The sequence below is a fragment of the Pararhizobium sp. A13 genome (assembly GCF_040126305.1).
GTDB lineage: Bacteria > Pseudomonadota > Alphaproteobacteria > Rhizobiales > Rhizobiaceae > Pararhizobium.
Map to the genome: position 1 here is coordinate 2,478,490 of NZ_CP149510.1, position 12,929 is coordinate 2,491,418.

General features: G+C 62.5%; 12 protein-coding genes. 8 read left to right on the top strand and 4 right to left on the bottom strand.

Features of this window, described 5'->3' with window-relative positions; translation table 11 throughout:
* The first annotated feature begins 33 nt into the window (after positions 1-33).
* From WI754_RS12145 to WI754_RS12155, 3 genes are all read left to right on the top strand, one after another.
* Entirely contained in the window at positions 34-2,898 is a 2,865-nt protein-coding gene (locus WI754_RS12145; RefSeq protein ID WP_349433658.1) for a DUF2339 domain-containing protein, read from the top strand.
* 36 nt (positions 2,899-2,934) lie between these two features.
* A complete protein-coding gene (locus tag WI754_RS12150; protein WP_349433659.1) occupies positions 2,935-3,591 on the top strand; it encodes an HD domain-containing protein in 657 nt (218 codons plus the stop codon).
* 81 nt (positions 3,592-3,672) lie between these two features.
* On the top strand, positions 3,673-4,518 hold the full coding sequence (locus WI754_RS12155) for an MOSC domain-containing protein (protein WP_349433660.1): 846 nt from the start codon (positions 3,673-3,675) through the stop codon (positions 4,516-4,518).
* An 11-nt stretch (positions 4,519-4,529) separates the two neighbouring features.
* On the opposite strand, the gene WI754_RS12160 is transcribed toward WI754_RS12155, so the two are convergent.
* Both WI754_RS12160 and WI754_RS12165 read right to left on the bottom strand, forming a co-directional pair.
* Positions 4,530-5,531, bottom strand: coding sequence for an aldo/keto reductase (locus WI754_RS12160; RefSeq protein WP_349433662.1), 1,002 nt, complete (start codon positions 5,529-5,531; stop codon positions 4,530-4,532).
* A gap of 104 nt (positions 5,532-5,635) precedes the next feature.
* Positions 5,636-5,767 (bottom strand): hypothetical protein, encoded by a 132-nt coding sequence (locus WI754_RS12165; RefSeq protein WP_349433663.1) that lies wholly within the window; start codon positions 5,765-5,767, stop codon positions 5,636-5,638.
* Here WI754_RS12165 and WI754_RS12170 point away from each other — a divergent pair.
* The 4 genes from WI754_RS12170 to nadC all read left to right on the top strand — a co-directional run bounded on the left by WI754_RS12170 (position 5,766) and on the right by nadC (position 11,172).
* The gene (locus tag WI754_RS12170) at positions 5,766-7,007 is read left to right on the top strand and encodes an MFS transporter (RefSeq protein WP_349433664.1); all 1,242 of its coding nucleotides are present in this window, start codon (positions 5,766-5,768) and stop codon (positions 7,005-7,007) included. The genes WI754_RS12165 and WI754_RS12170 overlap by 2 nt on opposite strands.
* A gap of 175 nt (positions 7,008-7,182) precedes the next feature.
* Positions 7,183-8,262 (top strand): quinolinate synthase NadA, encoded by a 1,080-nt coding sequence (gene nadA / locus WI754_RS12175; RefSeq protein WP_349433665.1) that lies wholly within the window; start codon positions 7,183-7,185, stop codon positions 8,260-8,262.
* Between the two features lie 222 nt (positions 8,263-8,484).
* On the top strand, positions 8,485-10,083 hold the full coding sequence (locus WI754_RS12180; RefSeq protein WP_349433666.1) for an L-aspartate oxidase: 1,599 nt from the start codon (positions 8,485-8,487) through the stop codon (positions 10,081-10,083).
* Between the two features lie 180 nt (positions 10,084-10,263).
* A complete protein-coding gene (gene nadC / locus WI754_RS12185) occupies positions 10,264-11,172 on the top strand; it encodes a carboxylating nicotinate-nucleotide diphosphorylase (protein WP_349437800.1) in 909 nt (302 codons plus the stop codon).
* 18 nt (positions 11,173-11,190) lie between these two features.
* Here nadC and WI754_RS12190 read toward each other — a convergent pair whose 3' ends face one another.
* Both WI754_RS12190 and WI754_RS12195 read right to left on the bottom strand, forming a co-directional pair.
* Entirely contained in the window at positions 11,191-11,412 is a 222-nt protein-coding gene (locus WI754_RS12190) for a DUF6434 domain-containing protein (protein ID WP_349433667.1), read from the bottom strand.
* 9 nt (positions 11,413-11,421) lie between these two features.
* Entirely contained in the window at positions 11,422-11,652 is a 231-nt protein-coding gene (locus WI754_RS12195) for a hypothetical protein (protein WP_349433669.1), read from the bottom strand.
* 507 nt (positions 11,653-12,159) lie between these two features.
* Here WI754_RS12195 and WI754_RS12200 point away from each other — a divergent pair.
* Positions 12,160-12,828 carry an EF-hand domain-containing protein gene (locus tag WI754_RS12200; protein WP_349433671.1) on the top strand — a complete coding sequence of 223 codons (669 nt, stop codon included), beginning with the start codon at positions 12,160-12,162 and terminating at the stop codon, positions 12,826-12,828.
* Positions 12,829-12,929 lie beyond the last annotated feature (101 nt).

A 12,929-nucleotide genomic window follows, 5' to 3' on the forward strand; every position in this document is an offset into this window, starting at 1 on the left:
GCTGTTGCGCCACTACGGCCTTGAGGAGAAAACATGATCGAAGTCATTGCTTTCGTTGCCTTTGGCATCGCACTGGCGGCGCTTCTCAACGGACGCAAGACGGCCGAGCGGCTGGAGGCCGAGATTGCGGCACTCAAGGAAGAGTTGAAGCGGATCGAGGACCTGCAGCGCGCGATTCCCACAGTGGATATCCTTGCGGAAGCTGTGGAGCAAACCGAGCCGGTGAAAAGCCTCCCGCAGCCGGTCGAACCCGCAATTGTGGAGCGCAAGCGTCTCTCCGAAATCAGGAAGGGCGACGCGATTTTCGGCGGGCCGCCGCCCAGCCAGGATGCCGTCGAAAAGGCGTCGCGCGGCGAGCCTGTGGCTGCGAGATCTGCCCCAGCTTCAGTGATCGACGCCGTCGCACCACGACCGAAGGAAAGCCTCGAAAGCCGCCTTGGTGCGCGCTGGGCCGTTTGGGTCGGCGGCATCGCGCTGGCGCTTGGCGGCATCTTCATGGTCAAATATTCGATCGACGCGGGTCTGCTCAGCCCCGCGGTGCGGCTGTTCATGGCGGCCGTCTTCGGTCTCGTCCTGATGGGCATAGGCGAATTTGTCCGCCGTCGATCCGTGCCTCTGGTCGCGGACACGTTCCAGAACGCGATGATCCCCGGTATCCTCACGGCGGCGGGCGCGGTCACGCTGTTCGGCGTCTGCTATGCCGCCCACGGCATCTACGGCTTCATCGACCCGGTCACTGCCTTCGCGCTGCTGGCACTGGTGTCGCTCGCGACGGTCGGCCTTTCCTTGCTGCATGGACAGGCGCTGGCTGGGCTTGGACTGCTCGCCTCGCTGGTCACGCCGGCACTGGTGTCCACCGAAAGCCCCAGCCCCTGGAGCCTGTTCGGCTTTCTGGCCATCGCCTGGGGCGCAACGCTGCTTGCGGCGCGCATCCGGCGCTGGACCGTTGTACCTTCGCTCGCCAATATCGGCCTTTGCCTCTGGACACTCGCTTATGTCGCCTCGGCCAAGCCGTTCGAGACGCTGCCGGTAACACTGGTCATGCTGGTGGTGATCGCCGGGGTCGGGTTTGTCTGGCCGGGACCGACCGCAGGCGATGCTGCCGCTGATCTGCCGGAGGCGGTGGATGGTCGACCAGCGGCGCTGTCACGCGCGTCCTGGGACCGTGTGATAGCGCCACCCCTTGGCGCTATCACGGTGACGGCCGGCATCTCCGCTCTGCTGACGGCGCTCGCCATGATCAGCCCTCTCGCCACTGCGTCCGGGTATCCCGTCGCAGAGTTCTGCGTCATCGTTGCCGCGCTTGCGGGGCTGGGTGCCTGGCGCAGCTATGCCCTTTATCCCGCCGTGCTTGCCGCCTTCACGGCAATCGTCGGCTTGTGGAGCATAACGGCGTCGAGCGGTCTCCTGACGTTCATCGATCCGGCTTTTCCCGGGACCATCGCCACTCTTGCCGTGTCCGGACGAACCGCGATGCTCGCCAGCATGGTGCTCTCCTCTGTCTTCATCGCGCTCGGAGCCCTGGCAAGCCATCTGCATCTGAAAGATCGTCCGCCTCTGGCCACACTATGGGCGGCGATCACGGCGATCGTGCCATTCGCGCTCGCCGGCATGTCGCTGCTGATGACCGGTAACCTGACCTTCGATCTGCCACACGGATTGTTTGCGCTGGCGACAGGCCTTGTCCTTCTCGGTCTTGCCGAATGGTTGCCACGCCGCGATGCGCCGCAGGAAGCCGTTCACCTTCCGCAAGCGTTTCTGGTCGCCGGATCGCTCGGCCTGTTCGTCATCGCGTTGCATGCGCTGACGGATGGTCTTGCAACCACGATCCTGATCGCCTTCCTCGGGGCTGTCTATGTCGCAGCAACACGCCTGCGGGCTTGGCCCGCGCTGCCCTGGATGATGGTGGGAGCGGCCGTTGTCGTGCTTGCCCGCATCGCCTGGGAACCGACCATCGTCGGGGCGCAAAATCTGGGAACGACGCCGGTCTTCAACGCTCTGCTCGCAGGCTACGGCATCCCCGCGCTGCTTCTTGTTCTCGCCGCTTTCGAACTGCGGCACTGGCCGGGCGAGCGCGTCCGAAACCTGCTGCAGGCGCTGGCGAGCTTGTTCGCACTGCTGACGGTCGCGATCCTGGTGCGCCACGCCATGAACGACGGCGTGCTCGACAGTTCGGTGCCGACACTCGGCGAACAGTCGATCTACACGCTGCTTGCGATCGGCGCCTCCGGCATCCTGATGACTCTCGACAGGAGATCGCCGAGCCCTGTCTTCCGCTATGGCAGCATGGTGGTCGGCGTCCTGTCGATGCTCTCGATCCTTGCCGCGCATCTGCTCGGCCTCAATCCCTATTTCAGCGGCGAATTGCTGGGCTCTATGCCCTTCTTCGACCTGCTCTTGATCGGCTATCTGTTGCCGGGACTGGGTTATGCGGGCCTTGCCTGGTATGCCCGCGGCAAACGGCCGATGCCCTATGTCACAGCGCTTGCGGTGACGGGAGCCATCCTCGCCTTCTCCTGGGCAACTCTGTCCGTGCGTCGCTTCTGGCAGGGCGAAAGCATTGCCGACTGGAAGGGTTTCCTGCAGGGCGAGACCTATACCTATTCCGTCGTCTGGCTGCTGCTCGGCGTGCTGCTCCTAGCGCTCGGCTCGCGCTTCAATGCCAAGAGCATCCGTATCGCCTCGGCGGTGCTGGTCTTCGTTGCGGTGCTGAAGGTCTTCCTGATCGACATGGCCAATCTCGAGGGCTTCCTACGGGCGCTGTCCTTCATCGGTCTCGGGGGGGTGCTGATCGGCATCGGCCTGTTCTACCAGAAGATCCTGTCCGGCGAGGCGCGCCTTCCGGCGGAGCCGCAAACGCCGGTGGACATCGAAGCGGAACCGGGCCAAACAGCCTGACCGCTTCGATTCTCCCCGCCTTGCCATGGAGCTTGCATGAGCCACCTGCCTTCGCTTGCCGCTGCATTCGCGCCTTATGAAGCCCTTGCCGAACGGCTGCTGCCGCATGCCGTTTCCGGCAATGACGGCTCGCACGATGCCGCGCATCTGATCCGCGTGTGGAAGAACGCGCGTCGTATCCATGGGGCCGAAGGCGGCGACCTGCGCATCCTTGCCGCTGCTGTGCTGCTGCATGATTGCGTCTCTGTCGAGAAGAATTCGCCGGTGCGCGCCCAGGCGTCTCGTCTGGCCGCCGAAAGGGCTTTTGAACTGCTCGATGAACTTGGCTGGCGCACCGCAGAGATCACCGCCGTCGCCCACGCGATCCTCACGCACAGTTTCTCCGCCAACATCCCGCCGGAAAGTCTGGAAGCGAAAATCCTGCAGGACGCGGACCGGCTCGATGCGATCGGCATGATCGGCGCGGCCCGCTGCTTCTACATTGCCGGACGCATGGGAAGCGGGCTCTACGATCCGCTGGACCCCTTGGCGGAAGACCGACCGCTCGACGACAAGGCCTATGCCATTGACCATTTCGAGACGAAGCTGTTCAAGCTGACGGACGGTTTCCAGACGGCGGCGGGCAGGGCGCTTGCCCGGCAACGGCAGGAAAGGCTGCGCGCGGTGCTTGGCATGCTGATCGAAGAAATCTAGGAAAGACAATTGCTTGCGTCGATCGGCGGAATCAGTCTGCGATGCTCTTGAATCACAATCTGAACGCCTGGGAGTGACAACATGAAGGTGACCGGTCTCAACATTCACCCGCTGAAGAGCGGCCGCGCCATCGCGCAGGCCTCCGTTTCTGTTCAACGGGATGGGTTTGCCGGCGACCGGCGCTTCATGGTCGTCGATCCCGATGGACAGTTCATCACCCAGAGGGAATTGCAGCTTCTGGCCCAGGTCGAGGCGACGCATGTTGCGGGCGGCATCCATCTGAAAATGGGAAGCCGCGTCCTCACCGCGTCGTTCGACCCCAGCCGGCGCATGGACGTGCGCGTCTGGTCGAGCAACGTCAATGCTGCGGTTGCCGCAGATCATGCCAATGCGACGCTGTCGGGCTGGTTCGGCCTGCCGGTCAAGCTCGTCCATCTCGATGCAACCGCCAGCCGCTTTGCCAATCCGGAATGGGCAGGGCCTGAGAGCCCGATGAGTTTTGCCGACGGTTATCAGCTGCTGATCACCACGACCGCCTCGCTCGCCGATCTCAATCTCTCGCTGATTGCAAAGGGGCAGGAGCCGGTCGGCATGGATCGCTTCCGTACCAATATCCTCATCGACAATGACGAGCCCTGGGAAGAAGACCTCTGGGAAAGCGTCGAGATCGGCGGCATCGCCTTTGATCTCGTCAAACCCTGCGCCCGCTGCATCATGACGACGCAGGATCAGGTGACCGGCGAGCGCATCGGCGGCAACCCGATCCAGGGCCTTGCCGAAAAGCGCATGTCGGCCGACCGCCGGGTGCCGGGCGTTCTGTTCGGCTGGAACGCCGTGCCGCGCGGCGAGGGCACGATCAACCTCGGTGACGGAATGCGGGTCGTGAAGATGCGGGAAGAGCGCTGGCCGATGAAGATCAGGGCTTGACCCGGCAAGGTTCAGGCCGCGGTTTCACGGCCGCTTGAGCGCCGTTCGATCGCCTCCATGATCGGATGCGACAGCGGCCCTTTCTCAAGCGCCCCCGCGTTTTCCTCGACCTGTTTCACCGTGCGAAACCCGGGGATCGGCAGTGTGTTCGGCGAACGAGCCCAGAGCCATGCGAGCGCGCCCTGCGTTAGTGTCCGCCCGTCGGATTGCAAAAGGTCGCGGATCGAATCGAGCCGCCTCGTAAACTCCGGATCGACGGCGCCATCGCGAAAATATTTCAGCCAGTCGAGATCGGCGCTGCGCACGTCGTTTGCCGCCAGCCTGTCGCCCGGTTTGAACTTGCCGGAGAGCAGCCCCATTGCGAGCGGGCCGCGGTTGATGGAGATGAGGTTCTCCCTTTCGATGAGCGCGATCATCTCGGGAACCGGTTCGAGCACATTCATTGTGTGCTGGACGGAAACGAAGCCCTCGCGATTGGCGAAGCGGGCGGCGCGTTCCGGCCAGTCCGTGCTCCAGCCATAGGCCGCGATCTTGCCTTCAGCGCGTAGGGTGTCGAGCGTATCGAAGACTTCATCGGCTTCGACGGGATCGAATTCGTTGAGGTGGAACTGCAGAAGGTCGATCCGCTCGCGCCGGAGCCGCTTGAGTGAGGTTTCAAGCGATGTCCGGATGAAGTCCGGTGCGGCGAAGGCCCCGGTTGCCTGTTTCGTCGCCGGATCGGTGGCGAATCCGAATTTCGTCGCCACGACGATGTCGGGATGCCGGGCCAGCGCCTCGCCGAGAACGTCCTCGGAGTGCCCGGCACCGTAATTCGATGCCGTGTCGAAGAAGCGAATGCCAAGCTCGATCGCCCGGTGAATGGCCCGGATCGATTCCGCGTCGTCGACATCACCCCAGCCAAGCGGGACGTCGCCCGAATAGAATGGCCCGCCGATCGCCCAGCAGCCCATGCCAAGCCGCGGGATGGCGCTCCCGTTCCAGAGAATATCGGTGGATTTTGTCTTGTCGAGCATAACGGTCTCCGCGTGACTTTTCGCGGACGCTATCAGCTGCCGCTGTGGCGAGAAACGCAAAGGGCCGGAGGACGTTTTTCAGAAACGAAAAACTCACTTTCTGCTCAAGCAGCGCTGCCGTTCCCGCTGGCCAGCCCTGATTCATCAATTTGGCTGATTGCAAAGTCATTTAAATTCACTTTTTTTGCATGTTTTCGACGTGTAGTTTGGCGTTCCATTAACACGGAGCTGTTCATGTCCGCCGTTTCCCAATCCACCGCGCAGCTACGTGCCGCCAGACCCAATATTCCCTGGCTGATCATCGCGGCGGGCTCGATCGTCGCCATGCTGACCTTCGGGCCGCGCTCGGCCATGGGGTTTTTCCAGCTGCCGATGCTGGCCGATACCGGCTGGGACCGCACGACGTTCGGCCTTGCCATGGCGCTGCAGAACCTCTGCTGGGGGCTCAGCCAGCCGTTCTTCGGTGCCGTGGCCGACAAGTTCGGCACCTGGCGGGTACTGGCCATCTCCGGGCTTCTCTATGCCGCCGGACTATTCCTGATGTCGTTCGGCGGTTCGCCCGCCACCTTGCACATCGGCGGCGGCGTGCTGGTCGGCCTGGCGGTCGGTGCGGGCTCTTTCGGCACGGTGCTTTCGGCCTTCGCCCGCAATGTCACGCCGCACCAGCGCTCGATGGCCTTCGGCATCGGCACGGCGGCGGGCTCGGCCGGCATGTTCCTGTTCGCGCCCTTGAGCCAGGGGCTGATCTCCGCCTATGGCTGGTCGGATAGTCTCGTCTATCTCGGCCTTGTGATGCTGCTCGTGCCGCTGTTTGCCATTCCGTTGCGCGGCAACGCCTCGTCCGGCAGCCAGAAGGAAACTCTCTACAAGCAGTCGATCGGCGAGGCGCTGAAGGAGGCGCTGGGCCACAAGAGCTATCTGCTGCTCGTCTCCGGTTTCTTCGTCTGCGGCTATCAGGTGGCCTTCATCACCGCACATTTCCCGGCCTATATCGGCGATATCGGCATCGATGCGCGCTATGCGGTGATCGCGCTGGCGCTGATCGGCTTCTTCAACATCATCGGCTCGCTGTCGGCCGGTATCATCGGCCAGCACTATTCGAAGCCCTATTTCCTGTCGCTGATCTATATCGGCCGCTCGATTGCCGTCGCTCTGTTCCTGCTCCTGCCGCAGTCGCCGGCATCGGTGATCGTCTTCTCGATTGTCATGGGGCTCCTGTGGCTGTCCACCGTGCCGCCGACCAACGGGCTTGTCGCCATTATGTTCGGCACACGTCATCTCGGCCTGCTCGGCGGCATCGTCTTCCTGTCGCATCAGGTCGGCTCGTTCCTCGGCGTCTGGATGGGCGGCTATCTCTACGATCGGTTCGGTTCCTACGATCCGGTCTGGTGGCTCGGAGTAGCGCTCGGCATTTTCGCCGCCATCGTCCATTGGCCGATCGAGGAGAAGCCGGTCGCCCGCCCGGCGATCGCCTGACGGCCCCACAAATTCTTGGCCCTCGCGCAGAAATAGCGGGAGGGCATTCTTGAAAACTGTCACAAAACTTTCTAAGTCTCATCCACCGGCACTGCCGGTTTTGTTTTGATCCTGTTATGCTCAACTTGAGCAAAATAGGTTTTGCCGCCGGAGGGGCGGTGAGAGGAGCAGTTCGATGACGATCGCACAGACCAATGCGGCCCTTAAGACTTCCGGCGCATTCCAGACCGCCGCCGAGCGCTTCGGCATCATCGAAAAACCGGACCTGACCTTCACACCGGACATCGCACGCGAAACCGAACATCTCTACGAGCGGGTGAAGCAGTTCATTCCCGCCTTCGAATGGCCGGTCTACGCGCCCTATGTGCACGTCATCAACCGGCTGAAGAAAGAGCGCGGCGCCGTCATCCTCGCCCATAACTACCAGACGCCAGACATCTTCCACTGCGTCGCCGATATCGTCGGAGACTCGTTGCAGCTCGCGCGCGACGCCACCAAGGTCGATGCCGAGATCATCGTCCAGTGCGGCGTGCACTTCATGGCCGAGACCTCCAAGCTTCTCAATCCGGAAAAGACCGTGCTGATCCCGGACGCCAGGGCCGGTTGCTCGCTGTCAGAATCAATCACCGGCGCCGATGTCAGGCTCTTGAAGGAGCGCTATCCCGGCGTGCCGGTCGTTACCTACGTCAACACCTCGGCAGACGTGAAGGCCGAGACCGATATCTGCTGCACATCATCCAACGTGTTGGCGGTCGTCGAAAGCCTCGAGAGCGATACGGTGCTCTGCATCCCAGATGAATATCTGGCGATGAACGTCGCCAAGCAGACGAAAAAGAAGATCCTCACCTGGAAGGGCCATTGCGAGGTGCACGAACGCTTCACGGCGGCTGAGTTGCTGGCCTACAAGGAGGCCGATCCCTCGATCGAGATCATCGGCCACCCGGAATGCCATCCGGACGTCATCGCCGTCTGCGACTTCGCCGGCTCCACGTCGGGCATGATCAACTACGTCAAGGACAAGCGTCCGGCCCGCGTGCTGCTCGTCACCGAATGCTCGATGGCGTCGAACATCCAGGCGGAGATCAAGGGCGTCGATTTCATCAAGCCCTGCAATCTCTGTCCGCACATGAAGCGCATCACGCTGCCGAAGATTCTCGACAGCCTGCTCTTCATGACGGAGGAGGTGCTAGTCGATCCGGCGATCGCCGATCGCGCCCGCCTCGCCGTCGAGCGGATGGTGAATTTGAAGCAGTAATTTGTGGTTCCGCCGGGAGGGGCGAAATGCGAGACAGCGCAGACGATGGATTTGGAACCGGGAGCTCCCGGCCTGCGGTCTCCCCCCTTGAGGGGGAGATGCCCGACAGGGCAGAGGGGCGCGTTTCTGGCGCGGCCCTCAATCGTCGAACCCCCCTCTGTCACTTCGTGACATCTCCCCTCAAGGGGGGAGATCAGTCCGCGACCGTGGGAGTTTGAGCATATGCTGACTGACCATTTCCGCCCGCAATCCTTCAACGGCATCGACGATATCGTCATTGTTGGCGGCGGCCTTGCTGGCCTTTTCTGCGCGCTGAAACTCAGCCCGCGTCCCGTCACCGTGCTCGCCGCCGCTCCGATCGGCCACGGCGCCTCCTCCGCCTGGGCGCAAGGGGGCATTGCCGCTGCCATGGGGCTCGGCGACACCATCGACAAGCATGTCGCCGATACGCTCACTGCCGGTGCCGGCATCGTTGACGAGAAGATGACGCGGCTGATGGTCGCCGAAGGCCCGGCGCGCATTCACGATCTGCTCGGCTACGGCGTACCCTTTGACCGCGATCTGGAAGGCAAGCTCCTTCTGTCGCGCGAGGCCGCCCACTCCGAGCGTCGGATCGTGCGGGTCAAGGGCGACATGGCCGGCAAGGCAATCATGGAAGCGCTAATATCAGCAGTGCGCAACACGCCGTCGATCCGCGTGCTGGAAGGTTATGTCGTCGAGGAACTGGTGCGCCAGGGCCGCTTCATCTCCGGCGTCATCGCCCGCCCGGATGCCGGCCAGTCGAAGAAGCGCGTGTCGTTCCCGGCTCGCGCCGTCGTGCTCTGCTCGGGCGGCGTCGGCCATCTCTTCTCCGTCACGACCAACCCGACCGAAGCCTGCGGGCAGGGCGTCGGCATGGCGGCGCGCGCTGGCGCCATCATTGCAGATCCGGAGTTCGTGCAGTTCCATCCGACGGCGATCAATATCGGTCGCGACCCGGCACCGCTCGCAACGGAAGCCCTGCGCGGTGACGGTGCGCATCTCATCAACTCCGCCGGCCGCCGCTTCATGCTCGACATCCATCCGGACGGCGAGCTTGCGCCGCGTGACATCGTTTCGCGCGGTGTCTTCGCCGAGGTCCAGGCCAGGCGCGGAGCCTTCCTCGATTGCACCAAGGCTGTCGGCGCGCATTTCCCCGAGGCCTTCCCGACTGTCTATGCCTCCTGCATGTCGGCCGGCATCGACCCGGTCACCCAGCCGATCCCGGTCGTTCCGGCGGTCCATTATCACATGGGCGGCGTGCTCACCGATGCCGAGGGCCGCACCTCGATCGATGGGCTGTGGGCGGCTGGCGAGGTGACCTCGACGGGCGTCCACGGCGCCAACCGGCTGGCCTCCAACTCGTTGCTGGAAGCCGTTGTCTTCGCCGCCCGCATCGCGGAAAACATCAAGGGCATGTTGCCGGAACCGAAGATTACCGATTGGGGCAACAATGCCGGCGAGAACGACGATCCGGTGACGCTGGAAGACAGCCCGCCACTGACAGCGCTGCGTCACATCATGAGCGATCATGTCGGTGTCATCCGAGACCAGGACGGACTGACCCGCGCCATCCGCGCCATCGCCAATCTTGAGCGGCAGAATACGAGGCTGCGCTTCAGCAACATCCTCACCACGGCCAAACTGATGACGGTCGCAGCCCTCCAGCGCAGCGAAAGCCGTGGCGGCCACTATCGCTCCGACCACCCGGAACCGCGCCCGGAATGGAAGCGCCGCACCTTCCTGACGCTCGCGGAGGCCGACCGGATCGTCGCGGACGTGACGGAGACGGAAGTTGCGTAACGTGTTTCTCTTCTCCCCAGCGGGGAGAAGGTGGCCCGAAGGGCCGGATGAGGGGGAGGCTGCTGCATACGCGGAGCGACCCCGCATCGCCTCGCCTTCGCTCGGCACTTCTCCCCGTGGGGGAGAAGAGGAAAGCCGGTAATGCCGATTAAACAGACAGCCGAACCGAAAGAACCTGCCATGTCGCTCACCGCCCTTCGTCCCGAACTGCCCGCCCTGATGGCCGAGGAGCATGTTCGCGCGGCACTGCTGGAAGATCTCGGCCGCGCCGGCGACATCACCACCTACGCAACGATCTCGCCCGACAGGACCGCCGCCGCGGAAATGAACGCCCGCGAAAACGGCGTCGTCGCCGGCATGGAACTGGCCCGCACGGCCTTCCGGCTCATCGATCCGGCAATCCGCTTCGAGGCACTGGTGGCGGATGGCGACCGGGTTCATCCCGGCGCCGTGCTTGCCCGCATCTCCGGACCCGCGCGCGGGCTTTTGTCGGCCGAGCGCGTCGCTCTGAATTTCCTCATGCATCTCTGCGGTATCGCCACCTATACCGCGACATTCGCCGCCGAGATCGCCCATACCCGCGCCAAGGTTTGCTGCACCCGCAAGACCATCCCCTGCCTTCGGGCGCTCGAGAAATATGCCGTCCGTCTCGGTGGCGGTTCCAACCATCGCTACGGTCTCGACGATGCGATCCTGATCAAGGACAATCATATCGCCGTTTCCGGCGGTGTCGCCAGCGCCGTCAACGCCGCGCGCGCCTATTGCGGCCATCTGGTCAAGATAGAGGTGGAAGTCGACGGCCTGGAGCAGATGCGCGAGGCCCTGACCGCCAGCCCGGATGTCATCCTGCTCGACAATATGGGGCCGGACCTGCTCAGCCAAGCCGTCGCTGTCAACGCCGCCCATTGGCAGCTGTCGGCCGATGCCTATGCCAGCGATCCGCGCCGCACGAAGCTGGAAGCCTCCGGCAACGTCAATTTCCAGACCATCCGCGCCATCGCCGAAACCGGCGTCGATTACATCTCGACCTCGAAGATCACCATGGCGGCGCCGACGCTGGACATCGGGCTGGATGTGGTGATCGGCTGAGCGCGGCGGGCGGCAGTTTCAGCAACTATTCTCTCTTTGCCGCCGCATCCATTCATCCGCGACATCGCCCATTGTCTTTGCCCTGCCGTCCCTGATCCAGGCCATGAAGGGCCGATCAAAGGCGAAGTCCTCGCCGCACTGCGCCGTGAGAAAGCGTCGGACATTCTGGGTGTTGCGGTAGGTCGCCGTGACCGCGGTATTACGATCGATCGCGCCGCCATGCCAGTCGAAACCCTTCATCGCCGTCTCCTATCGCTGCAGCACGAACGGGCAGACAAGGCGCGCGCCGATCGTCAGCGACTTGCCGCAGTCGTAGCGGCAGGTCTTGAAGGGACCATTCACGTCCTCGCTATTCAGATTGCATGGGGTGACGACCGGCTGATCCGAGCCGCGGTTGCCATCAAAATAATCCGGAATGTTTGGCCTGTCCTCGGGTGAGGTGAGCAGCGAGCCGGCGAGAAAGATAGCAATCGTCTTCATCGGTTCAGGCCTCGCTCCCGTGGGTGAATTGCCGACAGGGAACCTTTACCACGCCAGGCAGTTGGCGCAAACGAGCCTCGTTTCGCGGGGCGAAATTTAAAATGGACTATTCGTGTCGGCAGATGTGGGGTTTCGTTGCCATTGGTGTCTTTGCACAACTGGTCGAAGGCGGGCATGGCCTTAGGCCTTCTTTCCACCGCAAGCCTGCTTGCCTTCGGCGTGCCAGCTGACGCTAAAGAAAACTAAAGTTATAATCTGGAAACAAAATGAAATATTTGGAAGTATCAAGAAATAGTCGTTAATTTTTTCGTGATTCAAGAGCTGTCAACTGTATATTTTAGTGATGAACAAATATTTTTGACGGAATCGTCGAACCAGTTTAACTCGCTTCCTGTCCCCTTTTTATATCGCGTATGGCGGATACACATTATCTACCACGAGCGTTTCGAAAAGGAGAGCTTTATGTTAAGTGTCTCGACAGGCACAAGCGCGTATCAATACCAAAATATGTTTTCCAAACTGGACAAGAATGGCGATGGCACCGTCAGCCAGGATGAGTTCAGTGCCGGCCGTCCGAAGGATGTGAGCGAAACGCAGTCGGCCACCCTGTTCGGCACGTTGAACAGCAGCGGCACCGGCGCAATGACCTATGACGAGTATGTTGCCGGCTCTGAGGATACTGCCCAGACCACATCGGACAAGTGGTCCGGTGAAATGATGGCGATGATGCTGGATATCATGCAGCAGAGCCAGGGCACCGAACCGCCGGCGCCGCCGTCGTCGGCGGACATGTTTGCCGATATCGACGCCGATGGCGACGGTTCGGTAACGCAGGCCGAGTTCGTGGCCGCCCGTCCGGACGACGTCAGCGAGGAGGAGGCGACCGCCTTCTTTGCCAGCCTTGACACCGAAGGCACCGGATCGTTGACGGAGGAGCAGTTTTCGGCGGGCATGGAAGCCCAGGGACCTGGCGGTCCGCCGCGCGGCATGATGCCGCCGCCGCCGCAAGACGGTACGACGACGGAGAGTGCCGACACCAGCACGGATAGTGCCGTCGATACGACAGAGGCCATTCAGGATATTCTCGATCAGTTGCTGTACGCCATCCAGGCATATCGGGAAAACAGCGCGCAGGCTGAGAGCGAAACCCAGGCGGACCTTCTGCTCGCCGCCTGACCACCAGGCAGCATTCAGCCCAAGAACGAAGCCGGGTTCAAGGGCGACGAACCCGGCTTTTCGCGTCTGCCGTTAACTTCTGGGAAGACAAAAAGCCAGCG

Excerpts from the sequence above, each read along its gene's own strand:
- WI754_RS12170 (WP_349433664.1), top strand. The coding sequence starts at position 5,766 with ATGTCCGCCGTTTCCCAATCCACCGCGCAGCTACGTGCCGCCAGACCC.
- WI754_RS12160 (WP_349433662.1), bottom strand. The coding sequence starts at position 5,531 with ATGCTCGACAAGACAAAATCCACCGATATTCTCTGGAACGGGAGCGCC.
- WI754_RS12145 (WP_349433658.1), top strand. The coding sequence starts at position 34 with ATGATCGAAGTCATTGCTTTCGTTGCCTTTGGCATCGCACTGGCGGCG.
- WI754_RS12150 (WP_349433659.1), top strand. The coding sequence starts at position 2,935 with ATGAGCCACCTGCCTTCGCTTGCCGCTGCATTCGCGCCTTATGAAGCC.
- nadC (WP_349437800.1), top strand. The coding sequence starts at position 10,264 with ATGTCGCTCACCGCCCTTCGTCCCGAACTGCCCGCCCTGATGGCCGAG.
- WI754_RS12195 (WP_349433669.1), bottom strand. The coding sequence starts at position 11,652 with ATGAAGACGATTGCTATCTTTCTCGCCGGCTCGCTGCTCACCTCACCC.
- WI754_RS12155 (WP_349433660.1), top strand. The coding sequence starts at position 3,673 with ATGAAGGTGACCGGTCTCAACATTCACCCGCTGAAGAGCGGCCGCGCC.
- WI754_RS12190 (WP_349433667.1), bottom strand. The coding sequence starts at position 11,412 with ATGAAGGGTTTCGACTGGCATGGCGGCGCGATCGATCGTAATACCGCG.
- nadA (WP_349433665.1), top strand. The coding sequence starts at position 7,183 with ATGACGATCGCACAGACCAATGCGGCCCTTAAGACTTCCGGCGCATTC.
- WI754_RS12200 (WP_349433671.1), top strand. The coding sequence starts at position 12,160 with ATGTTTTCCAAACTGGACAAGAATGGCGATGGCACCGTCAGCCAGGAT.
- WI754_RS12165 (WP_349433663.1), bottom strand. The coding sequence starts at position 5,767 with ATGAACAGCTCCGTGTTAATGGAACGCCAAACTACACGTCGAAAACAT.
- WI754_RS12180 (WP_349433666.1), top strand. The coding sequence starts at position 8,485 with ATGCTGACTGACCATTTCCGCCCGCAATCCTTCAACGGCATCGACGAT.